Origin of the sequence: Rahnella sp. AN3-3W3 (assembly GCF_003263545.1) — a bacterium.
In the GTDB taxonomy this organism is placed as follows: Bacteria; Pseudomonadota; Gammaproteobacteria; order Enterobacterales; family Enterobacteriaceae; genus Rahnella; species Rahnella variigena.
Genome location: NZ_JYDG01000013.1, coordinates 196,274 through 223,255, shown reverse-complemented (window position 1 = coordinate 223,255; position 26,982 = coordinate 196,274). Strand labels below are relative to the sequence as shown.

The 26,982-nt window shown below is 52.3% G+C and carries 25 protein-coding genes and 1 pseudogene; 19 read left to right on the top strand and 7 right to left on the bottom strand.

Translation table 11 applies throughout. From position 1 onward, the window contains the following. From lnt to UC15_RS06330, 5 genes are all read left to right on the top strand, one after another. A complete protein-coding gene (gene lnt / locus UC15_RS06350; RefSeq protein WP_112287640.1) occupies window positions 1-1,530 on the top strand; it encodes an apolipoprotein N-acyltransferase in 1,530 nt (509 codons plus the stop codon). A gap of 438 nt (window positions 1,531-1,968) precedes the next feature. After that, a complete protein-coding gene (locus tag UC15_RS06345) occupies window positions 1,969-2,865 on the top strand; it encodes an amino acid ABC transporter substrate-binding protein (protein ID WP_112287639.1) in 897 nt (298 codons plus the stop codon). A gap of 189 nt (window positions 2,866-3,054) precedes the next feature. Then, complete coding sequence (locus UC15_RS06340) at window positions 3,055-3,795, top strand: amino acid ABC transporter permease (RefSeq protein ID WP_112287638.1); 741 nt, start codon at window positions 3,055-3,057, stop codon at window positions 3,793-3,795. 2 nt (window positions 3,796-3,797) lie between these two features. Continuing rightward, a complete protein-coding gene (gltK, locus tag UC15_RS06335) occupies window positions 3,798-4,475 on the top strand; it encodes a glutamate/aspartate ABC transporter permease GltK (RefSeq protein WP_112287637.1) in 678 nt (225 codons plus the stop codon). Next, window positions 4,472-5,197: an amino acid ABC transporter ATP-binding protein gene (locus UC15_RS06330; protein ID WP_095921160.1), complete on the top strand. Its 726-nt coding sequence runs from the start codon at window positions 4,472-4,474 to the stop codon at window positions 5,195-5,197. The genes gltK and UC15_RS06330 overlap by 4 nt, the downstream gene beginning before the upstream one ends. 62 nt (window positions 5,198-5,259) lie before the next feature. Here the strand turns inward: UC15_RS06330 and UC15_RS06325 are convergent, their stop codons facing one another. Next, complete coding sequence (locus UC15_RS06325; RefSeq protein ID WP_112287636.1) at window positions 5,260-5,763, bottom strand: zinc ribbon-containing protein; 504 nt, start codon at window positions 5,761-5,763, stop codon at window positions 5,260-5,262. Between the two features lie 268 nt (window positions 5,764-6,031). On the opposite strand from UC15_RS06325, the gene leuS reads away from it, so the two are divergent. The 13 genes and pseudogenes from leuS to lipA all read left to right on the top strand — a co-directional run bounded on the left by leuS (window position 6,032) and on the right by lipA (window position 20,049). Beyond that, window positions 6,032-8,614, top strand: a complete 2,583-nt coding sequence (gene leuS / locus UC15_RS06320) for a leucine--tRNA ligase (RefSeq protein WP_112287635.1) — start codon at window positions 6,032-6,034, stop codon at window positions 8,612-8,614. A 14-nt stretch (window positions 8,615-8,628) separates the two neighbouring features. Continuing rightward, window positions 8,629-9,267, top strand: coding sequence for an LPS assembly lipoprotein LptE (gene lptE, locus UC15_RS06315; RefSeq protein WP_112287634.1), 639 nt, complete (start codon window positions 8,629-8,631; stop codon window positions 9,265-9,267). After that, a complete protein-coding gene (holA, locus tag UC15_RS06310) occupies window positions 9,264-10,304 on the top strand; it encodes a DNA polymerase III subunit delta (RefSeq protein WP_112287633.1) in 1,041 nt (346 codons plus the stop codon). The genes lptE and holA overlap by 4 nt, the downstream gene beginning before the upstream one ends. Window positions 10,305-10,319: 15 nt before the next feature. Beyond that, a complete protein-coding gene (gene nadD, locus UC15_RS06305; protein ID WP_112287632.1) occupies window positions 10,320-11,000 on the top strand; it encodes a nicotinate-nucleotide adenylyltransferase in 681 nt (226 codons plus the stop codon). Window positions 11,001-11,206: 206 nt separating this feature from the next. After that, window positions 11,207-11,524, top strand: coding sequence for a ribosome silencing factor (rsfS, locus tag UC15_RS06300; RefSeq protein ID WP_015698163.1), 318 nt, complete (start codon window positions 11,207-11,209; stop codon window positions 11,522-11,524). A gap of 3 nt (window positions 11,525-11,527) precedes the next feature. Further along, a complete protein-coding gene (rlmH, locus tag UC15_RS06295) occupies window positions 11,528-11,998 on the top strand; it encodes a 23S rRNA (pseudouridine(1915)-N(3))-methyltransferase RlmH (RefSeq protein WP_112287631.1) in 471 nt (156 codons plus the stop codon). 38 nt (window positions 11,999-12,036) lie between these two features. After that, window positions 12,037-13,940 (top strand): annotated as a pseudogene (gene mrdA, locus UC15_RS06290) (peptidoglycan DD-transpeptidase MrdA). 6 nt (window positions 13,941-13,946) lie between these two features. After that, window positions 13,947-15,059, top strand: a complete 1,113-nt coding sequence (mrdB, locus tag UC15_RS06285; RefSeq protein ID WP_112287630.1) for a peptidoglycan glycosyltransferase MrdB — start codon at window positions 13,947-13,949, stop codon at window positions 15,057-15,059. A gap of 9 nt (window positions 15,060-15,068) precedes the next feature. Beyond that, a complete protein-coding gene (rlpA, locus tag UC15_RS06280; RefSeq protein ID WP_112287629.1) occupies window positions 15,069-16,220 on the top strand; it encodes an endolytic peptidoglycan transglycosylase RlpA in 1,152 nt (383 codons plus the stop codon). A 172-nt stretch (window positions 16,221-16,392) separates the two neighbouring features. Next, complete coding sequence (dacA, locus tag UC15_RS06275) at window positions 16,393-17,601, top strand: D-alanyl-D-alanine carboxypeptidase DacA (RefSeq protein WP_112287628.1); 1,209 nt, start codon at window positions 16,393-16,395, stop codon at window positions 17,599-17,601. Between the two features lie 124 nt (window positions 17,602-17,725). Next, window positions 17,726-17,989 (top strand): DUF493 family protein YbeD, encoded by a 264-nt coding sequence (gene ybeD, locus UC15_RS06270; protein ID WP_013576500.1) that lies wholly within the window; start codon window positions 17,726-17,728, stop codon window positions 17,987-17,989. Between the two features lie 76 nt (window positions 17,990-18,065). Then, window positions 18,066-18,749 carry a lipoyl(octanoyl) transferase LipB gene (gene lipB / locus UC15_RS06265; protein WP_112287627.1) on the top strand — a complete coding sequence of 228 codons (684 nt, stop codon included), beginning with the start codon at window positions 18,066-18,068 and terminating at the stop codon, window positions 18,747-18,749. A gap of 334 nt (window positions 18,750-19,083) precedes the next feature. Further along, window positions 19,084-20,049, top strand: coding sequence for a lipoyl synthase (lipA, locus tag UC15_RS06260; protein ID WP_095921145.1), 966 nt, complete (start codon window positions 19,084-19,086; stop codon window positions 20,047-20,049). A gap of 121 nt (window positions 20,050-20,170) precedes the next feature. On the opposite strand, the gene tatA is transcribed toward lipA, so the two are convergent. The 6 genes from tatA to UC15_RS06230 all read right to left on the bottom strand — a co-directional run bounded on the left by tatA (window position 20,171) and on the right by UC15_RS06230 (window position 25,425). Further along, a complete protein-coding gene (gene tatA / locus UC15_RS06255) occupies window positions 20,171-20,377 on the bottom strand; it encodes a Sec-independent protein translocase subunit TatA (RefSeq protein ID WP_112287626.1) in 207 nt (68 codons plus the stop codon). Window positions 20,378-20,713: 336 nt separating this feature from the next. Further along, on the bottom strand, window positions 20,714-21,511 hold the full coding sequence (locus tag UC15_RS06250) for an amino acid ABC transporter ATP-binding protein (RefSeq protein WP_112287625.1): 798 nt from the start codon (window positions 21,509-21,511) through the stop codon (window positions 20,714-20,716). Next, entirely contained in the window at window positions 21,508-22,491 is a 984-nt protein-coding gene (locus UC15_RS06245; RefSeq protein WP_112287624.1) for an amino acid ABC transporter permease, read from the bottom strand. Before UC15_RS06245 ends, UC15_RS06250 begins: the two co-directional genes overlap by 4 nt. Then, a complete protein-coding gene (locus UC15_RS06240; protein ID WP_112287623.1) occupies window positions 22,488-23,396 on the bottom strand; it encodes an ABC transporter substrate-binding protein in 909 nt (302 codons plus the stop codon). Before UC15_RS06240 ends, UC15_RS06245 begins: the two co-directional genes overlap by 4 nt. Before the next feature lie 234 nt (window positions 23,397-23,630). Continuing rightward, a complete protein-coding gene (locus tag UC15_RS06235; RefSeq protein ID WP_112287622.1) occupies window positions 23,631-24,425 on the bottom strand; it encodes a deaminated glutathione amidase in 795 nt (264 codons plus the stop codon). 37 nt (window positions 24,426-24,462) lie between these two features. Then, a complete protein-coding gene (locus UC15_RS06230) occupies window positions 24,463-25,425 on the bottom strand; it encodes a nitrate ABC transporter substrate-binding protein (RefSeq protein WP_112287666.1) in 963 nt (320 codons plus the stop codon). 210 nt (window positions 25,426-25,635) lie between these two features. On the opposite strand from UC15_RS06230, the gene UC15_RS06225 reads away from it, so the two are divergent. Beyond that, complete coding sequence (locus UC15_RS06225; RefSeq protein WP_112287621.1) at window positions 25,636-26,982, top strand: aminotransferase class I/II-fold pyridoxal phosphate-dependent enzyme; 1,347 nt, start codon at window positions 25,636-25,638, stop codon at window positions 26,980-26,982.

The window sequence follows — 26,982 nt, the reverse complement described above, 5'->3', positions numbered from 1 at the left end:
ATGGCAATTGCCTCTTTATATCAACGCCAGTGGGTTCGCGCCCTGCTGGCGCTCTTTTTCGGTGCCTGTGGCACGCTGTCATTTTCCCCTTATGACTTCTGGCCTGCGGCGATTATTTCGCTGTGCGGTCTGCTGGCATTAACGCTCGATCGCCGTCCGGGTCAGGCCGCGTTGATCGGCTTCTTCTGGGGGATGGGACTGTTTGGCAGCGGCGTAAACTGGGTGTATGTCAGTATCGCCACCTTTGGCGGCATGCCGGAAGCGATTAACCTTTTCCTCGTCGTGTTGCTGGCAGCCTATTTGTCGCTGTACACCATGCTGTTTGCCGGATTGTTCAGCAAACTGTGGCCAAAAACCACCTGGTGGAAACTGGCTCTTGGCGCGCCCGCCCTGTGGCAGATGACTGAATTCCTGCGCGGCTGGGTATTGACCGGTTTCCCGTGGCTACAGTTTGGTTACAGCCAAATCGACGGCCCGCTTAAAGGCCTTGCCCCCATCACTGGCGTCGACGGCATCACGATTTTGCTCACTTCGCTGAGCGGCCTGATTGTGTATGCGGTGCATCAGCGTCGCATCACGCCGGGGATCATTGCTGTTGCTATGTTGCTGCTGCCGTGGCCGTTGCGCTATATCCACTGGTATCAGGAACAGACCGATAAAACGGTCGATGTGGCACTGGTTCAGGGCAATATTCCGCAGTCGATGAAGTGGGATCCAAAGGCGCTGGAAAGTGCATTGCAGACCTATCTGGATCTCAGCCGTCCGTACGTGGGCAAATCCAGCATGATCATCTGGCCGGAATCGGCGATTTCAGACATTGAATCCGATCAGCAAGGTTTCCTGAGCATGGTAGATAATATCTATCGCTCACACGGCACTCAACTCATCACCGGCATTATCGATGCACGCCGTAACGAAGAAGGCATGAAGGTGTATAACAGCGCCATCGTGCTCGGTGGGGAAAAACCGTATCGCTATCCCGACGAAAACCGTTTCAACAAGCATCATCTGGTGCCGTTCGGTGAATTCGTGCCGCTTGAAACAATTCTTCGCCCTCTGGCACCGTTCTTTGATTTGCCGATGTCAGGACTGACCAGCGGTGATTACGTGCAAAAACCGCTGGTGGTCAGCGGCCTGAATCTGACCACGGCAATATGTTATGAAGTGGTCTTCGGTGAACAGGTGCGTGATAACCTGCAACCGGACACTAATTTCCTGCTGACGATTTCCAATGATGCCTGGTTCGGACATTCCATCGGCCCGTGGCAGCATTTCCAGATGGCACGTATGCGTTCGCTCGAACTGGGTCGCCCGTTACTGCGCAGCACCAACAACGGCATTACCGCCGTGGTGAATGCGCAGGGCGATGTGACACACGAAATCCCGCAATTCACCCGTCAGGTGCTGAACGTGAAAGTCACACCGACAACCGGTATGACACCGTATGCCCGGGTGGGCTGGTGGCCGGTATGGTTCGCAACAGTAGTGATGGCGGGCGCCGCCTTGTGGCTTGGCCGTCGTAAATCCTAAGTAAACGCATTTCGCAGTGAAAACAGGCACCTCCGGGTGCCTGTTCTTTTATGTCGCACCCTGTTCTGCCCCGCTCTTCCCGCCCCCTTTTACCTGCTGCCGATTGTTGAGACTGCCGCATTTAGCGCTGCAGGAATGACGGCTAATGAAGTTAAATCGGGCTATCTGGCACGAGTCTTGCTACATCTGATTGAAAGATATCTGTTTAGTGATTTTTTGCGACGGGATGCATCATTTTGATACAAACAGGCTGATCCTCATGCACTTTTTCAGTGCACAGCCATTTGATTGCTTCGAATTGGTGCGCGTCTCGTCTCAAAAAAGAAACAATATGGTTTCATAATATTCACATTCAGCTATTTTCTAGCTTCATATGACGAGGCATTAGTACTTTCTGATCCCTGAGTTTGGATCCCTAATGACAGCAAGGAGTTGGACATGCAATTGCGCAAATTGGCATTATCAGTACTGTTGGCAAGCGTTACCGTAAGCAGCTTTGCTCACGCAGAAGAACTGACCGGTACCCTGAAAAAAATTAAAGACAACGGCGTTATCGTTGTGGGTCACCGCGAATCCTCAGTGCCCTTCTCTTATTACAATAACGAACAAAAAGTCGTGGGTTATTCACAGGACTACTCTGACGCTATCGTCGATGCCGTGAAGAAAAAACTCGACCTGCCAAACCTGCAAGTCAAGATGATGCCGATCACTTCCCAGAACCGTATCCCGCTGTTGCAAAATGGGACCTACGATTTTGAGTGCGGTTCCACCACCAACAACCTGGAACGTCAGCAACAGGCCGCGTTCTCTGACACCATCTTCGTGATTGGTACCCGCCTGCTGGTGAAAAAAGGCTCTGACATTAAAGATTTTGCTGATCTGAAAGGTAAAACTGTGGTGGTGACTTCCGGTACTACCTCAGAAGTGCTGCTCAACAAGCTTAACGAAGAGAAGAAACTGGATCTGCGCATCATCAGCGCGAAAGACCACGGTGACTCCTTCCGTACGCTGGAAACTGGCCGTGCCGTTGCCTTTATGATGGACGATGCCCTGCTGGCCGGTGAACGTGCTAAAGCCAAAAAACCTGATAACTGGGAAATCATCGGCACGCCGCAGTCCAAAGAAGCTTATGGCTGCATGATGCGTAAAGACGATGCGGAGTTCAAAAAACTGGTTGATGACACCATCGTGAAAGCGCAGACCTCCGGTGAAGCCACTAAATGGTTTGAAACCTGGTTCAAAAAACCAATTCCTCCTAAAAACCTGAACATGAACTTTGAACTGTCTGACGACATGAAAGCTCTGTTCAAAGCGCCAAACGATAAAGCGCTGTAAGAAATACCAGACAGACAGGTATAACCAAGAGAAGAGTGAAAAGTGACTAAAATATAAGGCTGGCCCACCAGCCTGTGATGATAAAGATGCGGGGTGGTCGTTCCCCACCCCGCGTTTCTTCCCATTCACTTTAGGCGGAATTACGTCATCACTCAGAGGGTAATTCATTACCCGTTTTACGGAGTTTTTATGTCAATAGATTGGAACTGGGGCATTTTTCTGCAACAAGCGCCCTTCGGCAATACCACTTATTTGGGCTGGATTTGGAATGGATTTCAGGTCACTGTCGCACTGTCAATTTGCGCATGGATCATCGCCTTCTTCGTCGGTTCTCTGTTCGGTATCTTACGAACCGTCCCCAATCGCGTCCTATCAGGCATTGGTACGTGTTACGTTGAGTTATTCCGTAACGTCCCATTGATCGTTCAGTTCTTCATCTGGTATCTGGTGGTTCCTGAATTACTGCCGGAAAATATCGGCATGTGGTTTAAATCTGAACTGGCGCCGGACGTGCAATTCTTCACCTCATCTGTGATTTGTCTCGGTTTGTTCACCGCTGCCCGCGTATGCGAGCAGGTGCGTGCTGCGATTCAGTCACTGCCAAGCGGGCAACGCAATGCGGGACTGGCGATGGGTCTGACCCTGCCACAAACCTACCGTTATGTGCTTTTGCCGAATGCTTATCGCGTGATTGTGCCGCCGATGACTTCTGAGATGGTCAACCTTGTTAAAAACTCCGCCATCGCCTCGACGATTGGTCTGGTCGATATGGCGGCACAGGCCGGTAAATTGCTGGATTACTCCGCGCATGCGTATGAGTCTTTCACTGCGATTACCCTAGCTTATGTTCTGATTAATGCCGTCATCATGCTGCTGATGCACTTTGTAGAACGGAAAGTCCGCCTGCCGGGCAACATGGGAGGTAAATAAGCATGCATGAATTTGACTGGAGTTCTGTTGGTCCCGGTCTGCCCTATCTGTGGCAAGGCATGGTCATTACGCTGAAGATTACGTCACTGGCGATTGTGGTGGGTATTTTATGGGGCACGTTGCTGGCGGTGATGCGTTTATCGACGTTTAAACCGATCAGCTGGTTTGCTTCGGCCTACGTCAATCTGTTCCGTGCCGTTCCGCTGGTGATGGTGTTGTTGTGGTTCTATCTGATTGTGCCGGGCTTTTTACAGAAAGTGCTCGGGCTGTCACCGAAAACCGATATCCGTCTGATTTCAGCGATGGTGGCATTTGCGCTGTTTGAAGCGGCCTACTATTCCGAGATCATCCGCGCAGGGATTATCAGTATCGCGCGCGGCCAGTCTTCTGCCGCACTGGCGCTGGGTATGACGCAGTGGCAGTCGATGAAGCTGGTTATATTGCCGCAGGCTTTCCGCGCAATGGTGCCGCTGCTACTGACACAGGCAATCGTATTATTCCAGGATACTTCGCTGGTGTACGTTCTGGGCCTCGCGGACTTCTTCCGCAGTGCATCCAACATTGGCGACCGCGACGGTACGCTGGTTGAGATGGTGCTGTTTGCAGGACTTATTTACTTTGTTATCAGCCTTTGTGCTTCCTTGCTGGTGCGTTATTTGAAGAAAAGGACCGTTTCATGATTTCACTGAAGAATGTTTCTAAATGGTACGGGCACTTTCAGGTGCTTACCGATTGCAGCACCGAAGTTAAAAAAGGTGAAGTTGTGGTGGTTTGCGGGCCTTCCGGCTCAGGTAAATCGACGCTGATCAAAACCGTTAACGGTCTGGAGCCGGTTCAGAAAGGCCAAATCCTGGTTAACGGCACGCCAGTGAATGATAAGAAAACCAATCTGGCGCAACTGCGTGCCAAAGTGGGCATGGTGTTCCAGCATTTTGAATTGTTCCCGCACCTTTCTATCATCGATAACCTGACGCTGGCACAGGTCAAGGTCCTGAAACGCGATAAAGCCGCAGCAAAAGACAAAGGCCTGAAATTACTGGATCGCGTCGGTTTATCCGCACATGCCAATAAGTTTCCGGGTCAGCTTTCCGGTGGTCAGCAGCAGCGTGTGGCGATTGCCCGTGCGTTATGTATGGATCCTATCGCCATGTTGTTTGACGAACCGACTTCTGCGCTTGATCCGGAAATGATCAACGAAGTGCTGGACGTGATGGTTGAACTGGCAAACGAAGGCATGACGATGATGGTGGTCACACACGAAATGGGCTTCGCCCGTAAAGTGGCTAACCGCGTGATTTTCATGGATGAAGGTAAAATTGTGGAAGACCGTAATAAAGACGATTTCTTCAATAATCCGGAATCAGACCGTGCGCGTGATTTCCTGGCGAAAATCCTGCACTGATCAGACTAGTTCCAGCAACAGGAACAAATCAGCCCCACATTTGCGGGGCTGATTATTGATAATCAAGGCTCAAACGGACGGCGCGTAAACTCTGTATGGCCGCACTTAGGACATTTGCTCAGAATTTCCGGCGTATACACCGCTAAATTGAAATGACAGTTTTCACAGACCAGATTCCCCAGCCCGACCACTTCCCCGCTGTGATAAATCCCGTGATGGCTGACATCTTTAAACACTTCTTTCCATTCCAGCTGGGTTTTGTCGGTCATATCCGCCAGCTCTTTCCACAGGCTTTCTTTAATCACCCGCATAAATACGCTGTCCGTGCCGTCATCTTCAGCTTCTGCTACTGCCTGCTGATTTTCAGAATAACTGCGCGCAAACTCATGCAGGTCGCGTCTTACCGCTGACGTTAGCTGTTCAATCTGGATTTCAGACAGTTTGCCTTCGTTTTGCAGCTCAATACGGGCATCCTGCACCAGCGCGCTGATATCACGTTCCCCATTTTTTAACCGTTCAGTGAGTGAAGCCACCAGCTGGCGGTAAGATTGCGTAATATTGCTCATAATTTCTTCTCCTTGAACTGACGTGATCATTTGCCCGACGAAAGCGCATTGACTTTATTTTAGCCGTAAATCCCTGATCCGTTGCGCAGATTATGTCGTGCCGGCTCGCAGATTATGAATATTGCGCCAATAGCGGACAGAAATCCCCTTTAGCCTTCGCTGGGTGTTGTTGCAACATCCGCTTATCAGCTATGCTATGCGGATCTTTTGATTAAAACTTTTTGAGCTACAGGCGTAGCTGTTTTCACTCACAGGACCACCGGCCGCCATGCAAGAGCAATACCGTCCAGAAGACATCGAGTCACACGTTCAGCTTCACTGGCAAGAGAAGCAAACCTTCAAAGTTACCGAACAGCCTGGCAAGGAGAAATACTACTGCCTCTCCATGTTGCCTTACCCGTCGGGTCGTCTCCATATGGGACACGTGCGCAACTACACCATCGGTGACGTGATTTCCCGTTATCAGCGTATGCTCGGCAAAAACGTTCTGCAGCCAATCGGCTGGGATGCTTTCGGCCTGCCTGCTGAAGGTGCTGCGGTGAAAAACAACACTGCGCCTGCTCCGTGGACGTACGAAAACATCGAATACATGAAGAACCAGCTTAAATTGCTGGGCTTCGGCTATGACTGGGATCGCGAAGTGGCGACCTGCAAACCGGATTATTATCGCTGGGAACAATGGTTCTTCACCAAGCTGTATGAAAAAGGCATGGTTTATAAGAAGACCTCCGCGGTGAACTGGTGCCCGCATGACCTGACCGTTCTGGCGAACGAACAGGTTATCGATGGCTGCTGCTGGCGTTGTGATACCAAAGTAGAACGCAAAGAAATTCCTCAGTGGTTTATCAAAATCACCGATTACGCCGATCAGCTGCTTAACGATCTGGACACGCTGGAAAGCTGGCCAGAGCAGGTTAAGACCATGCAGCGTAACTGGATTGGCCGTTCCGAAGGCGTGGAAATCACTTTTGACGTGGCAGACAGCGACGAAAAAGTGACGGTTTACACCACCCGTCCGGACACCTTCATGGGCGCGACTTATGTCGCCGTGGCTGCGGGTCATCCGCTGGCGCAACAGGGTGCACAAAACAATCCTGCCCTGACCGATTTCATCGATGAATGCCGCAATACCAAAGTTGCCGAAGCAGAAATGGCAACAATGGAGAAAAAAGGCATGGCAACCGGTCTGTTTGCTATTCACCCGCTGTCTGGTGAAAAGCTGCCAATCTGGGTCGCTAACTTCGTTCTGATGGAATACGGCACCGGCGCCGTGATGGCCGTTCCAGGTCATGACCAGCGTGACTGGGAATTCGCCACCAAATATGACCTGCAAATTAAACCGGTTATCCTGAATCTTGATGGCAGCCAGCCTGACGTCAGCGCAGAAGCGATGACAGAGAAAGGCACGCTGTTCAATTCAGGCGAATTTGACGGTCTGAGCCACGAAGACGGCTTTAATGCCATTGCCGACAAACTGGTTGCTCAGGGCGTAGGTCAGCGCAAAGTCAACTACCGCCTGCGCGACTGGGGTGTTTCCCGTCAGCGTTACTGGGGTGCACCAATCCCGATGATCACGCTGGAAGACGGTACCGTTATTCCTACACCAGAAGATCAACTGCCGGTTATTCTGCCGGAAGACGTCGTAATGGATGGCATCACCAGCCCGATCAAAGCCGATCCTGAGTGGGCGAAAACCACCGTGAACGGTATCCCGGGTCTGCGTGAAACCGACACCTTCGATACCTTCATGGAATCTTCCTGGTATTACGCGCGTTACACCTGCCCGCAATATGACGAAGGTATGCTGGATCCGGCTGCTGCCAACTACTGGCTGCCGGTTGATCAGTATGTCGGTGGTATCGAACACGCCATCATGCACCTGATGTATTTCCGCTTCTTCCACAAACTGATGCGTGACGCAGGTCTGGTCGATTCTGACGAACCGGCAAAACGTCTGCTGTGTCAGGGTATGGTTCTGGCTGACGCCTTCTACCACACCGGCAGCAACGGCGAACGTATCTGGGTTTCTCCGACAGATGCCACGGTTGAGCGTGACGAAAAAGGCCGCATTACTAAAGCCACTGATCCGCAGGGCCGCGAGCTGGTTTATGCCGGCATGAGCAAGATGTCCAAGTCTAAAAACAACGGCATCGACCCGCAGGTCATGGTAGATAAATACGGCGCCGATACTGTGCGTCTGTTTATGATGTTCGCTTCACCGGCTGAAATGACGCTGGAATGGCAGGAATCAGGCGTCGAAGGGGCAAACCGCTTCCTGAAACGCGTCTGGAAACTGGCCTTCGAGCACACTGCAAAAGGCGCTACCGTTGCTCTGGACGCAGCTTCTCTGAACGAAGCGCAAAAAGATCTGCGTCGCGACCTGCACAAAACGATCGCTAAAGTGACCGATGATATCGGCCGTCGTCAGACCTTTAACACCGCTATCGCAGCCGTGATGGAGCTGATGAACAAGCTGGGGCGTGCGCCGCAAGAGACCGAACAGGATCGTGCGTTGCTGCAGGAAGCGTTGCTGGCGGTTGTGCGTATGCTTTATCCGTTCACTCCACACGTTTGCTTCACCCTCTGGCAGTCACTGAAAGGTGAAGGCGATGTCGATACCGCGCCTTGGCCACAGGCTGACGAAAAGGCAATGGTTGAAGACTCTAAGCTGGTCGTGGTACAGGTGAACGGTAAAGTGCGTGCTAAAATCACCGTAGCCGCTGATGCTACCGAGCAGCAAGTGCGCGAGCGTGCGGCAGAAGAGCATTTGGTCGCAAAATATCTGGATGGGGTTACGGTTCGCAAAGTAATCTACGTCCCGGGCAAACTTCTTAACCTGGTTGTAGGTTGAGTCAAGGAGGATCTGTGCGACATCCCTTAGTGACACTGCTGCTGACCGCCGCAGTTATGGTGACAGCAGGTTGCGGATTCCATTTACGTGGAAAAACCAACGTTCCCGACGAACTGCAAACAATCGTTTTAGACAGTGGGGATCCGTATGGTCCGATGACTCGTAATATCAGGACTCAGCTGCGTCTTAGCAATGTGACCATTGTTGATGATCCAACCAAACAGCAGCGTAAGGATATTCCTTCGCTGCGCGTGGGTGCAGAGTCAGTAGGTCAAAGTACCGCGTCGATCTTCCAGGACGGTAAAACCGCTGAGTACCAGATGGAAATGAATCTGAATGCAACCGTACTGATGCCGGGTAAAGATATTTATCCAATCCACGTGAAAGTGTTCCGTTCGTTCTTTGACAACCCGTTAACGGCGCTGGCAAAAGATAACGAGCAGGACATCATTATCGATGAAATGCGTCAGCAGGCTGCACAGCAACTGATCCGTAAGTTGCTGACCGTTCATGCGTCTGAACTGCATAAAGCTGAAGATGTCGGCGGACGTGAGGTAGAAGTCATTTCTACCAGTACATCCGCTGCCAGCAAGTCGTCTGAGGATACCAAAGAGGTACCACCAACGACGTCGTCCAGCACGTCTGTAAAATGATCCGAGTTTATCCGGAACAACTTGCCGCGCAGCTCCGTGAGGGGCTGCGCGCTTGTTATGTGTTATGTGGCAACGATCCTTTGTTGCTGCAGGAAAGTCAGGACAGCATCCGCAAAGCGGCGCAGCTGGCTAATTTCGAAGAGCATTACACCTTTATCATCGATAACCATACTGAATGGGAATCAATCTTCAGCATCTGCCAGGCGCTCAGCCTTTTCGCCAGCCGTCAGACCCTGATGCTTATCCTGCCCGAAAATGGTCCGACAGCGCCGGTTGCCGAACAACTCCTTAAACTCACGACGTTATTGCATGATGACATCCTGCTGCTGTTACGCGGAACTAAGCTGACCAAAGCTCAGGAAAACAGTGCATGGTTTAAAGCGCTGAGTGACAAAGGCGTTTTCGTCAGTTGCCAGACGCCCGAACAGGCTCAGTTGCCGCGCTGGGTTTCACGCCGTGCGAAAGAGTTATCTCTGGAGCTTGATGAGCCCGCCAACCAGCTTTTGTGTTACTGCTATGAAGGCAACCTTCTGGCGTTAGCGCAGTCTCTGGAGCGCCTCTCCCTGCTTTATCCGGATGGTAAACTCACGCTGCCACGCGTGGAAGAAGCCGTGAATGATGCTGCGCATTTTACGCCATATCACTGGCTGGATGCTCTGCTTGCGGGTAAAAGTAAACGTGCCTGGCACATTTTGCGTCAGCTGCAACAGGAAGACAGCGAGCCGGTTATTTTACTGCGCACCGTACAACGTGAACTTCTGATGCTGTTGAATCTGAAACGTAAAATGGATAACACGCCACTCCGCACATTGTTTGATCAGCAAAAAGTCTGGCAAAATCGCCGGGCACTGGTGACACAGGCGCTGCAACGCTTATCGCTAGCGCAACTTTCTCAGGCCGTACGTTTACTGACTCAAATGGAAATCACGCTAAAACAAGATTACGGTCAGTCAGTCTGGTCGGAGCTTGAAAGCCTCTCCATGCTATTATGTGGAAAACCATTACCCACCCATTTCGCTGGTTTGGGTTCGTATTGAAGTCAGGTATCCGTTATGCCGCGTAACACCTCTCTTACTTCTTCCTCCGGCCCAGCACCGTTGCTGGCCTTTTTTGGCGGCACGTTCGATCCGATCCATTACGGTCATCTGAAACCGGTGGCCAGTCTGGCGAAAATCGCCGGCTTTGATCAGGTTATCCTGCTGCCTAATAATGTCCCGCCGCATCGTCCGCAGCCCGAGGCCACGGCGCAACAACGCCTGCAGATGGTTGAGCTTGCCGTCGCCGCCGATCCGCTGTTTTCGGTTGATCCCCGCGAACTGATGGTGGATACGCCCTCCTACACCATCGAGACACTTGCAACGTTACGTAAAGAACATGGCGATGATTGCCCGCTGGCGTTTATCATTGGGCAGGATTCATTGCTGACGTTACATAAATGGCACCGCTGGGCGTCACTGCTGGATTTCTGTCATCTGGTGGTGATGGCGCGTCCGGGATACAAAGAGCATCTCGATACGCCAGAATTACAGAAATGGTATGACGCCCACCGGGTGACTGATGCTGAAAAGCTGAAACAGAAACCCTGCGGATTCATTTATCAGGCCAATACGCCCCTGCTGGATATTTCAGCGACAGAAATCCGGGAACGGCGCCATGCGGGGCTAGATTGCTCAGATTTACTGCCAGCAGCGGTTGAGCACTATATTGAATCGCAGGGCTTGTACCGCCAGTAGCGAACGCGTGCTATACTGCGCCGCTTAATTTCGGCTCTCGATAACGCTACGTGACTCACCAATACAATGTATTGATTGTTAAACGTTTTAGGCTGTTTTCCTGATAACCGCTATGTTTATCCATCATGAGACTGACTGTCGCTTCGGTGCCGCACCGGCGAACGTCTTGTGGTGTCAATTGTTTCAAACATCCCCAGGGGGAACCTTTGCAAGGTAAAGCGCTCCAAGATTTTGTTGTCGATAAAGTCGACGACCTGAAAGCACAAGACATCATTGCTATTGATGTTAAAGGTAAATCAAGCATCACTGACTGCATGATTATTTGTACCGGCACATCAAGCCGCCATGTTATGTCCATCGCCGGGCATTTGGTTGAAGAAATCAAAGCCGTCGGTCTCGATGCGATGGGCGTGAAAGGCATCAACGAAGCTGACTGGGTCGTTGTCGATCTGGGCGAAGTGATCGTTCATGTTATGCAGGAAGAAAGCCGTCAGTTGTATGAGCTTGAGAAACTCTGGGGCTGATGCGTGAAGCTGCAACTTGTCGCCGTCGGCACTAAAATGCCTGACTGGGTACAAACCGGTTTTAACGATTATCTGCACCGCTTTCCTAAAGACATGCCGTTTGAACTGACTGAGGTTCCGGCAGGGAAGCGCGGGAAGAACGCAGATATCAAACGCATTCTTGAGAAAGAAGGCGAGCTGATGCTGGCCGCGGTCGGCAAAGGGAATCGCATCGTGACGCTGGATATTCCAGGGACACCGTGGGAAACCCCGCAACTGGCGCAGCAACTGGAACGCTGGAAACAGGACGGACGTAATGTCAGTCTGCTGATCGGCGGTCCGGAAGGGTTAGCTCCGGCCTGCAAGGCGGCGGCGGAACAGAGCTGGTCGCTCTCTCCGTTGACACTTCCTCACCCCCTGGTTCGGGTTCTGGTCGCGGAAAGTCTTTACCGTGCCTGGAGTATTACCACTAATCATCCATACCACCGCGAATAACGGGTGGTGAATGTCAGCAACATGAATTAAGTAGTGGGATGAAAATAGATCGTAACCCTTTTCGCGACTATACGGCTGAATCAGCCCTCTTTGTGCGCCGTGCACTGGTGGCGTTCATCGGCATTCTGCTACTTAGCGGTGTCCTGGCCTTCAATCTCTATAACCTGCAAATCGTCCGGTTTCAGGATTACCAAACCCGTTCCAACGATAACCGCATCAAGCTGGTGCCGATTGCGCCAAGCCGCGGGATTATATATGACCGCAACGGCACCCCGCTGGCGCTGAACCGGACTATTTATCAGCTGGAACTGGTGCCGGAAAAGGTTGACGATTTGCAGGCTACGCTCGAAGGCCTCAGACCGGTTGTTGATCTCACCGATGAAGATATCGAAAACTTCAAGAAAGAACGTCAGCGCTCGCGGCGTTTCACTTCAATTGCGGTAAAAACAGCCCTGACAGAAGTTCAGTCGCGCGTTTCTCCGTGAACCAGTTCCATTTCCCCGGCGTTGAAGTCAAAGGCTATCAGCGTCGCTATTACCCTTACGGCTCTGCACTGACGCACGTGATCGGCTACGTGTCGAAAATTAACGACCGCGACGTAGAACGTCTGGATAAAGACGGCATTCTCGCCAACTACGCGGCGACGCACGACATTGGTAAGCTCGGCATTGAGCGTTATTACGAAGATACCCTGCACGGTAAAACCGGCTACGAAGAGGTAGAAGTTAATAACCGCGGCCGCGTTATCCGCCAGCTTCACGAAGAACCGCCTCAGGCGGGGAAAGATATTTACCTGACTATCGACCTGCCTTTGCAGCAATACATTGAAGTATTGCTGACCGGCAGCCGTGCCGCGGTGGTGGTGACCGATCCACGCGATGGCGCGATCCGCGCGCTGGTGTCTAACCCAAGTTATGATCCGAACCTGTTTGTGGATGGCATCTCCAGCAAGGATTATAGCGGTCTTCTTAACGACCCGAACAAACCGCTGATTAACCGTACCACGCAGGGTGTTTACCCGCCGGCCTCGACCGTGAAACCGTACATTTCGGTTTCAGCACTGACCTCGGGCGTAATCACTAAAAACACGTCGTTGTTCGATCCGGGCTGGTGGCAGTTGCCGGGATCTGACAAGCGTTATCGCGACTGGAAACACTGGGGGCATGGTCGTCTGAATGTCACCAAAGCACTTGAGGAATCGGCTGATACCTTCTTCTATCAGGTGGCTTATGATATGGGGATCGACCGCCTTTCCGAGTGGATGGGTAAATTTGGTTACGGGCACTACAGCGGCATCGATTTATCGGAAGAACGCAGCGGTAATATGCCAAACCGTGACTGGAAGTTTAAACGCTTCAAAAAACCGTGGTATCAGGGCGACACCATTCCGGTCGGTATCGGTCAGGGCTACTGGACTGCAACTCCGGTCCAAATCATGAAGGCCATGACCACGCTGATTAATGACGGCAATGTCAAAACACCGCATTTACTGCTGAGTACCAAAGTTGACGGGCAGCTCGTGCCTTATAAGCAACAGGAAACCACGCAAATTGGTGATATCCATTCCGGCTATTGGGAAATTGCCAAAGACGGGATGTACGGCGTAGCTAACCGTCCAAACGGGACTGCGCGCAAATATTTTGCTGATGCGCCTTACAAAGCAGCGGCCAAATCCGGGACAGCACAAGTTTACGGTTTGAAAGCCAATGAAATCTATAATGCGCATAAAATCGCTGAGCATCTGCGTGACCATAAGCTGATGACCTCTTTCGCACCGTACGATAAACCGACCGTGGCAGTGGCCGTGGTGCTGGAGAACGGCGGTGCAGGTCCGGCAGTGGGGACCATTTCCCGCCAGATACTCGACCATATTTTACTGGGCGACAATACGACACAATTACCGGCTGACGCGCCAGCGCCACCGGGAACCGAAGGTGATTAACCGTCAATGACTGAGAACCAACAGAAAAGATCATTGTGGTCGAAAATGCATATCGACCTGACGATGTTGCTGATCATACTCGCGCTGCTGACGTACAGTGCGTTTGTCATGTGGAGCGCCAGCGGTCAGGACATGGGCATGATGGAACGTAAAATCGGCCAGATCCTGATGGGTCTGGTGATCATGCTGGTCATGGCGCAAATCCCGCCGCGCGTTTATGAAAGCTGGGCGCCCTATCTTTATATCTTCTGCGTCTTCCTGTTAGTGCTGGTAGATGCGTTCGGCAGTATCAGTAAAGGTGCACAGCGCTGGCTGGATCTGGGGATTATCAAATTCCAGCCCTCGGAACTGGCGAAGATCGCCGTGCCGCTAATGGTCGCGCGCTTTATTAACCGCGACGTCTGTCCGCCGTCACTGAAAAATACCGCTATCGCACTGGCGCTGATCTTCATCCCTACTCTGCTGGTGGCCGCGCAGCCCGATCTCGGCACCTCGATTCTGATTGCCGCCTCAGGTCTGTTTGTGCTGTTTCTTTCCGGTATGAGCTGGAAACTGATCGCCGTCGCCGCCATTCTGGTTGCCGCGTTTATCCCGATTTTGTGGTTCTTCCTGATGCACGATTATCAGCGCGACCGCGTGATGATGCTCCTCGATCCGGAAAGCGATCCGCTGGGAGCCGGCTATCATATTATTCAGTCGAAAATTGCTATCGGTTCGGGCGGACTATCCGGTAAAGGCTGGCTGCACGGTACGCAGTCACAGCTGGAATTCCTGCCGGAACGACACACCGACTTTATCTTTGCCGTACTGGCCGAAGAACTGGGCCTGATTGGCGTGCTGGTGCTGCTGGGGCTGTACCTGTGCCTGATCATGCGTGGTCTGGTGATCGCCGCCAATGCGCAAACAACTTTCGGGCGTGTCATGTCCGGCGGACTGATGCTGATTCTGTTCGTTTATGTCTTTGTTAACATCGGCATGGTCAGTGGTATTGTCCCGGTAGTTGGGGTACCTTTGCCTCTGGTCAGCTATGGCGGGTCAGCACTCATCGTGCTAATGGCAGGGTTTGGTATCGTCATGTCGATACATACTCATCGAAAAATGTTGTCAAAAAATTTATAGAGGTGAGCAATGCGTAAGGAGTGGCTTGGAGCTGTCATTATCGGTTTGCTGTTAAGTGGTTGCGCCACTGAAGATACCCAGCAACAACAACCGGCACCGCAACAAGCCTATAACGGCCCTGTGGTGGAAATCGGCGGGGCTGATCCGCGTTACGAACCTTATAATCAGGGCACGATGCAGGATTATACCGTCAACGGTAAAACCTATAAGATCATCAAAGACCCGTCTAACTTCTCTCAGGTCGGTCAGGCTGCCTGGTACGGTCAGGAAAATGGCGGCAATACCACGGCAATAGGTGAAGAATTCGACCCGAGTGCCATGACCGCCGCGCACCCGACACTGCCGATCCCAAGTTATGTTCGCGTCACCAACATGGCAACAGGCCGTATGCTGGTTGTGCGTGTTAACGACCGTGGTCCTTATGTGCCGGGCAAAATCATTGACCTGTCACAGGCGGCCGCAGATCGCCTGAATCTGACCAACAGCACTAAAGTCCGTATTGATTTCATTAATGTGGCACAAGACGGCACATTGTCCGGACCGGGTACGATTGGTACGACTGTCGCTAAACAATCTTACGCCCTGCCGTCACGTCCAAGTTTAGGTGCCAGCAGCATGGGCACGCCAACGCTGAGCGCTCAACCGGTCGATACGTCAGATGTGCGTCCGATCAGCAACAGCACCCTGAGTAATCCGAATGCTGCGCCATTAACCAATGACGAAGATAACAACGCCGCCGTAGCCTCTGCACCAGCAGCGACCACGATGTCCGGTAACAGCAGCGGCGGCGGATTTCTGAGTGCGCCAACACCTCTGCGTCAGGGAGTGTTAGAAGGCAGCGAACCGGTGGCAGCACCGGTTGCTGTCGCCAGTGCCGCGCCGGTAGCAGCAACTGCGGCCTCCGCAGCGCCTGCGCATACCACTGCCGTTCCTTCCTCGGGATTTATGGTGCAGGTTGGCGCACTGAGTAATCCTCAGAATGCGCAACTGTGGCAAAAAAGCCTCAGCCAGCGTTTCTCTGTACCCGGTAAAGTCCAGGCCAACGGCAGCACCTATCGCGTGCAGCTTGGTCCGTTCAGCACCCGCCAGCAGGCCGAACAGCTGAAACAGCGCCTGGCCAGCGAAGCTCAGCAGCAGTCTTTCGTCACTGCCAGCATGTAATTTAGAAATACGGGGCTGCGGCCCCGTATTTATCAGTGCTCTGTCTTATAAGGGCTCTGTCTTATAAGTAAAAATCAGTAAGCGCCGGTAATCGAAGATGTCTGACTTATGACTCTTCTGCTATAGTGGCGCACGTTTATCACTTACTCCCACGGATGTTGTTGTCCCGATCATGAAACTTGTAAATACTTCACGTTTAGTCAAAAGCCTCGCATTTGGCACCGTAATCACTTTAAGTGCAGCGTCCGCCTATGCCGACGATGTTAATTTAAAAACAATGATCCCTGGCGTTCCGCAAATTGATGCTGAAGCCTATGTCCTGATCGACTACAACTCCGGTAAAGTTCTGGCAGAAATGAATGCCGACGCACGCCGCGACCCTGCCAGCCTGACAAAAATGATGACCAGTTATGTGATTGGTCAGTCCATCAAAGCCGGCAAAATCTCCCCAACTGATATCGTGACCGTCGGTCAGGACGCCTGGGCAACCGGCAATCCGGTGTTCAAAGGCTCTTCCCTGATGTTCTTAAAACCAGGCGATCGCGTGCCAGTTTCTGAACTGAACCGCGGGATTATCCTGCAATCAGGTAACGACGCCTGTGTGGCGATGGCCGACCATGTCGCCGGCAGCCAGGACGCTTTCGTCGCCATCATGAACAACTACGTGAACGCGCTGGGTCTGAAAAATACCCATTTCGGTACCGTTCATGGTCTTGATGCCGCCGGTCAGTACAGCTCCGCCCGTGATATGGCGCTGATTGGTCAGGCGCTGATCCGTGATGTGCCGGAAGAATACGCCACCTATAAAGAGAAAGAATTCACCTTCAACAATATCCGCCAGATGAACCGTAACGGTTTGCTGTGGGATAACAGTCTGAATGTTGACGGCATTAAAACCGGTCACACCGATTCAGCAGGTTACAACCTGGTGGCTTCTGCAACTGAAGGCCAGATGCGTCTGATCTCTGCCGTCATGGGCGGTCACACCTACAAAGGTCGTGAAGTTGAAAGTAAAAAGCTGCTGACCTGGGGCTTCCGCTTCTTCGAAACGGTTTCTCCGCTGAAAGCCGGGAAAGAGTTTGCCTCTGAGCCAGTCTGGTTTGGCGATACCGACCGTGTGGCGCTGGGTGTCGAGAAAGATGCATACCTGACCATCCCGCGTGGCCGTATGAAAGACCTGAAAGCCAGCTACGTGCTGAACACTCCTGAACTGCACGCGCCGTTGCAGAAAAATCAGGTGGTTGGCTCAATCAACTTCCAGCTTGATGGTAAAACCATTGATGAGCGCCCTCTGGTGGTGATGAACGAAGTGAAAGAAGGCGGCTTCTTTGGTCGCATCGTGGATTACATCAAATTGATGTTCCACCACTGGTTCGGTTAAGTGGCTGCTTGAAAAAGTTTGCAACAATCCCCATATAACCGGTATAGATTATGGCTCCCGCTACGGCGGGAGTTATACTTTCAGAGACAAAACTTAATACGCTGTACAACACGCTGGAGTGCACATGAAAACCAAACTGAACGAACTGCTCGAATTCCCTTGTCCCTTTACTTACAAAGTAATGGGCCTGGCACAACCCGAGCTGGTGGACCAGGTTGTGGAAGTCGTGCAACGCCATGCGCCTGGTGACTACAATCCTCAGGTAAAACCGAGCAGTAAAGGGAATTATCACTCCGTTTCTATTACGATCACTGCCACCCACATCGATCAGGTCGAGACCCTGTACGATGAGCTGGGCAATATCGAAATTGTCCGCATGGTGCTGTAAGCCCTTTCTGACCGATACGCGCGGGAGCCACAATACTGTCGCGCGTTCTCCCCTTCCCTGACTGACGATAACTGCCGTGCAACCACATAACCCGCAAGAACGTATCGTACTGCGCCAGCTTGGCCTTCAGCCTTATGAGCCCGTTTCTCTGGCCATGCACCACTTCACTGAACACCGTAACGCTGACTCGCTTGACGAGATCTGGCTGGTTCAGCATCCGCGTGTCTTTACGCAGGGTCAGGCAGGCAAAGCTGAACATGTTCTGATGCCCGGCGATATTCCGGTTATCCAGAGTGATCGCGGCGGTCAGGTGACGTATCACGGTCCCGGTCAGCAGGTGATGTACGTGATGGTGGATCTCAAGCGCAAAAAGCTCGGCGTCCGTCAGCTGGTCACAGCTATCGAACAAACGGTGGTGGATACGCTGGCGCATTTCTCTATCGACGCTTATCCGCGTGCCGACGCGCCGGGTGTCTATGTCGATGGCAAGAAGATTTGTTCGCTTGGTCTGCGCATTCGCAAAGGCTGTTCGTTACACGGTCTGGCGCTGAATATTGATATGGATCTGGAGCCGTTCCACCGGATCAATCCCTGCGGATATGCTGGTCTCGAAATGACTCAGGCCAGTCTGGAAAAGCCGGGTTTAACAGTCGATCAGGTCATGCCTGTTCTGGTGAAATCCTTTAACCATCGCCTTGATTATCAGCAGGTTGATTATCTGCCGTGGCAGATTGAACACTATTCCTCTTCAGCGGAATGATTTTCATCGATTCAAAACTGCGTCATAAAACCTGCTGCGAAAAAATATTTACACACCATTAACACTCTCTCTCCGGCTGGGGGTGTTTGTGGAAAAAGCTAATATTTTCAATCCACTGGAATCATTACAGGGTTGGTTTTTCGAGAATTATTCTTGTTTAAGGTTAAATAATTGCAGCATTTAGCACTTCAGGCCATGACGAAGGGCTGAACGCAGGGATGCTTCAATGATATAATTTCCGCATTATTTCTACTTTTTTTGATGAATCAGCCAGTTCATTGAATGTCCTGAAAAAACTCGGGTAACGAGTGACAAACCTGGAAGCTGCGAGATTATGAGTAAACCGATTCAGATGGAACGCGGCGTCAAATACCGCGATGCAGACAAGATGGCGTTAATCCCGGTAAAAACCGTGGTCAGTGACCGGCAGGAAATGTTACGTAAGCCGGCATGGATGAAAATCAAATTACCTGCCGACTCAACGAAAATTCAGGGCATTAAATCAGCGCTGCGCAAGAACGGCCTGCATTCTGTCTGTGAAGAAGCGGCTTGTCCTAACCTTTCCGAATGCTTCAACCACGGCACCGCGACCTTCATGATCCTGGGCGCTATTTGTACCCGTCGCTGCCCGTTCTGCGACGTGGCACATGGTCGTCCGACCGCACCAGACACCAATGAGCCAGAAAAACTGGCGCAAACCATCTCGGATATGGGTCTGCGTTATGTGGTTATCACCTCTGTTGACCGTGATGATCTGCGCGACGGCGGTGCTCAGCACTTTGCTGATTGTATTACGGCAATCCGCGCGAAAAACCCGACCATCAAAATCGAAACGCTGGTACCGGATTTCCGTGGCCGTATGGATCGCGCACTGGACATTCTTAACGCCAGCCCGCCGGATGTGTTTAATCACAATCTGGAAAACGTGCCACGCGTTTACCGCCAGGTTCGTCCTGGCGCGAATTACGAATGGTCACTGACCTTGCTGCAACGCTTTAAAGAAGCGCATCCGGAAATCCCTACCAAATCTGGTCTGATGGTCGGTCTGGGTGAAACCAACGAAGAAATCATCGAAGTGATGCGCGACCTGCGTCGCCACGGTGTGACCATGCTGACGCTCGGCCAGTATTTACAGCCAAGCCGTCACCATTTGCCGGTACAACGTTACGTGAGCCCGGAAGAGTTTGACCAGATGAAAGAAGCGGCGATGGAAATGGGCTTCACCCATGCAGCCTGCGGTCCGTTCGTGCGTTCTTCTTATCACGCCGATCTGCAAGCCAAAGGCTTAGAAGTTAAATAAAGTCTTACGTGGTGCTCCGGCACTGCGTTTAATATTTTGTTACTTCTTATCGCCGAAAACAAAAAAGGTTGTTCGTGAGAACAACCTTTTTTCATGCCCGGAAAACGTGATTGAGTCAGACTCAGTCTTTGTGCTCTACGCGCTCAGCCGGTTTAGCTTCTGCTGTTTTTTCAGCAGCTGCCGGAGCCGGATCATCATTCATGGCTTTCTTGAAGCCACGCAGTGCTGCACCCAGGTCGCCGCCCAGAGAACGCAGTTTGCTGGTACCGAACAACAGAACGATCAGCACGCCGACCACCAACAATTTAGTAATACTTAGACCTTCCATACATACCTTCTTTACACTGAGTGCTGGAAAACAGCAGTGACAATTTGTCGCTATTAACGGCCATTCGCGACGTTAATACAACCCGAAAATGTAACAGAACGGATCCAGAACTGTTCGCATTATGACCATAGTGAGGTATTATGAGCGTGAATAGCCTGCTCATAAAGTAATTCTGTCTTTATTTACAGCAAAACCACTTCGTCTTTGATTTCGACCCGTTTTACACGCCCGATTAGCCCGCCCGACCATGCGATGTTTGAGGCGAAGAAAAACGGGCGGAACCGGGTTGAAATAGCAGAGTAAAACTATCGCTTTCCCGTGTTCTGCCCGCCGTTATCAGATGAAGCGGCTCAGGAATGCCTGCGTGCGAGGATGCTGAGGATTCACCAGCACCTCATCTGCCGCGCCCTGCTCAACCACCACTCCGCGATCCATAAACACCACTCGGTCCGCTGCTTCTTTCGCAAAACCGATTTCATGGGTGACCACAATCATGGTCAGCCCCTGCTGCGCCAGATCGCGCATAGTCGCAAGCACCTCGCCCACCAGTTCAGGGTCAAGCGCTGAAGTCGGTTCATCAAACAACATCAGTTTAGGTTTCACTGCCAGCGCACGGGCAATCGCGACGCGCTGTTGTTGTCCGCCGGAAAGATGGCGCGGATACGCATCGGCCTTATCGCTCAGTCCGACCTTTTGCAGCAACTCACGGGCATATTTCTCTGCGTCCTGACGGCTTTCTTTATGCACGCCGACCGGGGCTTCAATAATGTTTTGCAGTACGGTCATGTGCGGATAAAGATTGAATTGCTGAAACACCATGCCGATATCCCGGCGCTGGCGCGCAATCGCCCGTTCAGGCAATTTATGCAAACGATCGCCGCGCAGCTCATAACCGATTTGCTCACCGCCCACCATAATAGAGCCGCGATCGATATCTTCCAGATGATTAATACAGCGCAGGAATGTCGATTTACCTGAGCCTGACGGCCCGAGGATCACCACCACTTCGCTGGGTTTCACATCCAGATCAATGCCTTTCAGCACTTCATTATCGCCGTAACTTTTATGCACGTTACGGGCTGTCACCAGTGATGCCGGTTCGGATGACTGTGCGTCGGATAATAGTTGACTCATAAGTCCTCCTTTCGGGCCAGACCCGGCGAGTTAATGATCGGCGCGGTTTTTTCTTCCGCATTACCCTGACGTCGCTTCGCATTAGGCAACGTCCGGCGCGTACCCCGGGAATAATAGCGTTCTATCGCCGACTGTCCGAGATTGAGTAATGACGTGATAAACAGATACCAGATCACCGCCACCATCAGCATCGGTACCACTTCAAAGGTGCGGTTATAAATGGTTTGCACCGAATACAGCAGGTCGCCCATAGCAATAACGCTGACCAGCGACGTCGCTTTAATCATGCTGATCAGCTGATTACCGGTCGGAGGGATAATCGAACGCATCGCCTGCGGAATGATGATCCTGCGCAGCGCGCGACCACGGCTCATGCCGAACGCCTGCGCAGTTTCCGCCTGACCGTTATCCACCGATAACAAACCGGCGCGGATGATTTCCGCCATATACGCCGCTTCGTTCAGCGCCAGACCGGCAATCGCTGCCGTCAGCGGCGTGATCAGATCATTGGTATTCCAGCTCAAATATTGCGGACCAAACGGGATACCGAGCACCACCCGAGGGAACAGCGTCGACATGTTGTACCAGAACAGCAATTGCACCAGCAGCGGCGTACCGCGGAAGAACCAGATGTACAACCCTGCCAATCTTCGCAGCAGCATGCTGTCGGACAATCGGGCAATCGCCAGCATCAGGCCGATGAAAACACCGAGCACCATTGAGACTACGGTAAGGCCAAGCGTCACGCCCAGGCCTTTGATGACTGAACCTTCCGTAAACCACTGCGCCACCACATGCCATTCGAAATTGGGATTGTGAGAGACAGCCCAGAGAACATCCGCGGCAATCAGCAGCACCACTATCCAGGCAATCCAGCGACCGTAATTTTGCGGTGCATGGGAAAACTCAACGTTACGTCGTGGATCCTGCGTATAGTCGTCCTTGACAGCCGGCGTTGAACTATACGTTTTATCAGTCATTTAGCCTGCGCCTTTGCCAGGTTGATGCCCGGTGCCGGGATCATATTGCCTTCCAGCCCCCATTTTTTCATGATGATGGCGTAAGTGCCGTTATCGAACAATTTCTGATAACCGGCAAGGATCGCATCACGCACTGGGGAGTCTTTTGCCACCACGGTGCCCTGGAAGATATCGCCAAATCCGTTGGATTTACCGGTGCCGGTCAGCTCAAGCTGGCCGTTGGCTTTTTCCACGAAATAGGTCAGCGGTGCCTGAGAAGAGAAGAACGCGTCGGAACGGTTTGAGCGCACAGCCAGAATTGACGTCGGCTGATCGCTGAAAGATTGCACCGTGACTGCCGGTTTACCGTCTTTCACACACACATCCGATTGCTTGCGGATAACCTGTTCAGCAGACCCGCCCGCCATGACAGCGATGCGTTTACCGCAGGTATCATCGAGAGAAGTGATCTTTTCCGGATTACCTTTGCGTACGCCGAACACCACGTATTCTTTCACAAAATCGATGAAATCATTTTTCGCCTGACGATCCGGATAATCACCAATCGGGCCGATGCCCATCTGGTAACGACCAGCCGCCATACCGCTGAGGATGCCAGATAAACCGCTCACGGAAGCATGTTCAATTTTCACACCTAACACTTCGGCCAGCGCGTGTGCCAGATCGGCGCTTGCACCGTCCAGACCGTTTGCGCCGGTGACGATTTCATACGGAGGGAATGACCCGTTGTTCACCGACGTCATCACGCCTGACTTTTGAATATCCGCAGGTAATTTAGCGTGGATCGCCGGATCCATCGTCTGCGTCGGGATGGTCACATTTTCAGCAGCCAGGGCATTCATGGAAGATACGGAAAGTAATGCAGCAGTCAGAACAGCAGCCTGACGTAATTTTTTTGCCATCATTCTCTTATTTCCTCTGTCGAAAAAGTCGGTCTGTGAGTTTATGAATGTTGTGTATTTATAGTGAGTGCCTTCCGTGGCGGGATTCCGGATGCTTCTTTTCGAAGCTTTTTCTATGGTTTTTTCTATGGCTATTAAAAACAGCTTTAGCCTTTTATTTATAAAACAAACGCATTCCCTGGTGAGGGCGCGGTACTGCATGAAATCAGTGGCCGCCGTTGAGATCCGGCAGCGAAATCAGTCCTGACGCAATTGCGGTAAACCAAAGCGGCGGTTTGCCAGCACCGGTAACACCTTGCGGGCATGTGCCAAACGATCTTTATCCAGTTCGGCAAACACCAGCGCCGGGGCTTCTGCTGCGCGGGCAATGGCCACACCCAGCGGATCGACCACCATACTGTTGCCGATATTACGCTCGCCACACTCGCCCACTGCCACCATATAAGTGGTGTTTTCCAGTGCGCGCGCCGTGACAAGCACTTCCCAATGCATTTCTTTCAGCGGGCCTTTCACCCACGCGGCAGGCAGAACCAGCACGTCTGCGCCATCCAGCACCAGACGCCGCGCCAGTTCCGGGAAACGCACGTCATAACAGGTCATCAGGCCGATGTTAAAACCGGCGACGTTGACCAGCGGCGGCACTTCATCGCCAGCCGTAACGTTTTTCGATTCCTGTGAAGAAAAGGCATCATAAAGATGCAGCTTCTGGTATTCAGAGATAATTTCGCCATTACGGATGGAAATCAGCACGTTATAGGCGCGACCATCCGGTGCGGGCGTGTGCACGCTCATCATAGTGGTCATCTGATTGCCACGGCTGGCGGCGACCAGCTGGCTGACAAACGGGCCATCCAGAGGTTGAGCCGCTTTCAAAACCAGATCCGGATCGGTGATGTCGCGCGCCAGAATGCCTTCCGGCAATACCAGTAAATCCGCGCCCGCTTCCAGCGATTTCGCCATCAGCGCAAGACAAGTTTCGACGTTCGCTTCCCATTCGCGGGAAACGGCAAACTGACCTAATGCAACTTTCATCTTTACTCCCCTGTCGCCTGAGAATTCAGGCAAGTGGTTAGATAGTATTAGCAAATTGCGGGAACAACTCCTGCGGTGTCAGGCGCTTAGCCGTCAGCCCCTGCGCATGTAATTCATGAGCAAAATCATCGATCATTTTCTCGTTGGCCGCGTAACCGTTTGCATTCCAGTTCGCGGGTAAATCGATGACCGTACGACGTAAATCGTCCAGCAACCACGGTGTGGTATCGGCATATTTAGCACGCTTATCCATCCAGACCTGATAAGAACGGTCGATAATTTCGCTCAGTGCCTGTGGTAACCACGGGTGTTCTTCGGCCAGTGCAGGTTTGATCGCCAGCAGGTGAATGCCAGGGATGTAACCGACGCGATTAAAATAGGCCAGTTCGGCGGCACGGAAATCCGGCTGGAACTGACGGAAACCGGAGTCAGGCTTGAAGAAACCGTCAGGCATGAAGGGCGTGAAAATCGCGTCCAGCCAGCCTTCCTGCAACAACTCCATCATCGGGCGCTCTTGCGGCACCGCTTCAATACGGCCCTCACGACCGAAACCTGCCAGACGATCCACAACCGGATGCGCTTCGGTCAGACGACCGACATACCAGTTCGCATCTTCAATGCCCACGCCTTCCAGCGCCAGCAACGTGCGGGTCCAGGTATTGCCGGAATCCTGCCAGCCGGTCAGTCCGATACGTTTGCCTGCCAACTGAGAAAGTTCGGTCAGCGGGCTGTCTTCGCGGGTGATAATGCAACGCTGGCGGAAACCACGCATCAGGAAATGCGGTATTGCCAGCAAATCAGATTCGCCCCGCGCGCGCCCTTGTGCGTAGCGGCTGAAAGAGACTTCGCCCGCATCGTATTTATCGCTGCTGCCCAGATTATCGACCAGCGTACCCACGCGATCGATTTCAAGATTAAAGCCTTCCGGTTTGAGGTCGCCCAACGCCAGCGGCGTAAAATAATCCCAGTCACGAACTGCCAGCCTGATGGTAATCGTCACATCTGTCCCCTTAAGTGTCAGCATGGTTGATATGCAGAAAAACAACTGTGCGTTTACAAACCTTCCGGCAAACACACCAAATTCTTTTACGAAGGAGACCATCTTCATCGTAATGTGATTATTTTATCGCCTCCTCTGGCTAAGTTTGATACTAATGGCATAAATTAATATGTACAATAGATTCTTTGTTACTGAACAAAAGGCGAGAAAATGGCAGAAAACCCCTTCGAAAAAACGCTGGATGCACAATGGTTAGCGACGCAATTACAGGATCGTTCCATGCGGGGCATTGCAATTGAAACCGCGGCGATGATCCGCTCCGGCGTGATTGAAATCGGAACGCACCTGCCCGCCGTCCGCGAACTGGCACAGGCGCTGGGGGTCAGTCCGGCCACGGTATCCGCCGCCTGGGGGCAACTCCGCAGACAAAAAGTGATCGCCGGTCGCGGGCGTAACGGCGTCTGGGTGTGCGGGGACATGCTGTCGCCGAGACCGGCGCGGTTCGAGAAAATCGGCAATTTTGGCGAACATATCATTGCGGATCTGGCGCTGTCTTCGCCGGATCCTGAACTGCTGCCAAACCTGCTCGAAGCCATGCAACACGGCGTTGGCGCTGATAATCTCAACAGTTATCAGCGTGAGGCCATCGCGCCGTCTTTGCTTGAAGCGGCTAAACACGACTGGCCTTATGACGCGCCGGCGTTTATGTCTGCGGATGGGGGTTTTGACGGGATGAACCTGACGTTGCAAACCTTGCTGATGCAGGGTTCCGTGGTGGCTATCGAAGATCCGACCGCTACCCGTTTGCTGGATATGCTGGACAATCTGGGCGCGCAGGTCATTGCCGTGAAATGTGATGAATTCGGCCCGCTGCCGGAATCCCTGGCTCAGGCGCTGCTGAAAAATCCTTCCGCGTTTATTTATCAGCCCCGTACGCACTCACATTGCGGTCACGCCATCAATGCGGAACGTTATGCTGCGCTGGCGGAAATTCTCAGCCAGAGCAATACGCTGATCATTGAAGATGACGGCATCGGGCAATTGTCCTGTCATCCGCCGCTCAGTATGGGCAGTCGCCTGCCTGACCGGACGGTGCATGTCCGCTCCTATTCCAAAGCTTACGGGCCGGATTTGCGGCTGGCTGTTATTTCAGGATCGAAAGATTTAATCAAACAAATCAAATCATTCCGTAACTTTGGTGCCGGCTGGTCAAGCCGAATTTTACAGGAAGCACTGGCCTGGCTGATTAAAGATCCGAAAACGCAGGAAGGTATTTCGCACGCCAAAAGTGTGTATGCACAGCGCCGTAAAGCCATGTCCGATGCCTTACGCATACGCGGGATTAACATTCCCGAACGCGACGGGCTGGCGATGTGGATCCCGGTGCCATCGGAGCAGTTCGCACTGGTCACAATGGCTGCGCGGGGCATTGCCGTTCTGCCCGGCGAGCGCAGCCGCATCGGGCCGGGGCAGTTTATCCGTATCAGTACCAGTCAGGTGAAACCCGAACAGGTTGATTTAATTGCCGATGCTTTGGTTCTGGCAATGGGTGCCTGA

What these genes read in the sequence shown, in the direction of transcription:
- UC15_RS06340 (WP_112287638.1), top strand. Translation starts at nt 3,055, where the DNA reads ATGTCAATAGATTGGAACTGGGGCATTTTTCTGCAACAAGCGCCCTTC.
- UC15_RS06240 (WP_112287623.1), bottom strand. Translation starts at nt 23,396, where the DNA reads ATGATGGCAAAAAAATTACGTCAGGCTGCTGTTCTGACTGCTGCATTA.
- ybeD (WP_013576500.1), top strand. Translation starts at nt 17,726, where the DNA reads ATGAAAACCAAACTGAACGAACTGCTCGAATTCCCTTGTCCCTTTACT.
- tatA (WP_112287626.1), bottom strand. Translation starts at nt 20,377, where the DNA reads ATGGAAGGTCTAAGTATTACTAAATTGTTGGTGGTCGGCGTGCTGATC.
- lipA (WP_095921145.1), top strand. Translation starts at nt 19,084, where the DNA reads ATGAGTAAACCGATTCAGATGGAACGCGGCGTCAAATACCGCGATGCA.
- rlpA (WP_112287629.1), top strand. Translation starts at nt 15,069, where the DNA reads ATGCGTAAGGAGTGGCTTGGAGCTGTCATTATCGGTTTGCTGTTAAGT.
- UC15_RS06345 (WP_112287639.1), top strand. Translation starts at nt 1,969, where the DNA reads ATGCAATTGCGCAAATTGGCATTATCAGTACTGTTGGCAAGCGTTACC.
- lnt (WP_112287640.1), top strand. Translation starts at nt 1, where the DNA reads ATGGCAATTGCCTCTTTATATCAACGCCAGTGGGTTCGCGCCCTGCTG.
- UC15_RS06235 (WP_112287622.1), bottom strand. Translation starts at nt 24,425, where the DNA reads ATGAAAGTTGCATTAGGTCAGTTTGCCGTTTCCCGCGAATGGGAAGCG.
- gltK (WP_112287637.1), top strand. Translation starts at nt 3,798, where the DNA reads ATGCATGAATTTGACTGGAGTTCTGTTGGTCCCGGTCTGCCCTATCTG.
- UC15_RS06325 (WP_112287636.1), bottom strand. Translation starts at nt 5,763, where the DNA reads ATGAGCAATATTACGCAATCTTACCGCCAGCTGGTGGCTTCACTCACT.
- UC15_RS06250 (WP_112287625.1), bottom strand. Translation starts at nt 21,511, where the DNA reads ATGAGTCAACTATTATCCGACGCACAGTCATCCGAACCGGCATCACTG.
- UC15_RS06245 (WP_112287624.1), bottom strand. Translation starts at nt 22,491, where the DNA reads ATGACTGATAAAACGTATAGTTCAACGCCGGCTGTCAAGGACGACTAT.
- UC15_RS06330 (WP_095921160.1), top strand. Translation starts at nt 4,472, where the DNA reads ATGATTTCACTGAAGAATGTTTCTAAATGGTACGGGCACTTTCAGGTG.
- UC15_RS06225 (WP_112287621.1), top strand. Translation starts at nt 25,636, where the DNA reads ATGGCAGAAAACCCCTTCGAAAAAACGCTGGATGCACAATGGTTAGCG.
- leuS (WP_112287635.1), top strand. Translation starts at nt 6,032, where the DNA reads ATGCAAGAGCAATACCGTCCAGAAGACATCGAGTCACACGTTCAGCTT.
- mrdB (WP_112287630.1), top strand. Translation starts at nt 13,947, where the DNA reads ATGACTGAGAACCAACAGAAAAGATCATTGTGGTCGAAAATGCATATC.
- dacA (WP_112287628.1), top strand. Translation starts at nt 16,393, where the DNA reads ATGAAACTTGTAAATACTTCACGTTTAGTCAAAAGCCTCGCATTTGGC.
- nadD (WP_112287632.1), top strand. Translation starts at nt 10,320, where the DNA reads ATGCCGCGTAACACCTCTCTTACTTCTTCCTCCGGCCCAGCACCGTTG.
- holA (WP_112287633.1), top strand. Translation starts at nt 9,264, where the DNA reads ATGATCCGAGTTTATCCGGAACAACTTGCCGCGCAGCTCCGTGAGGGG.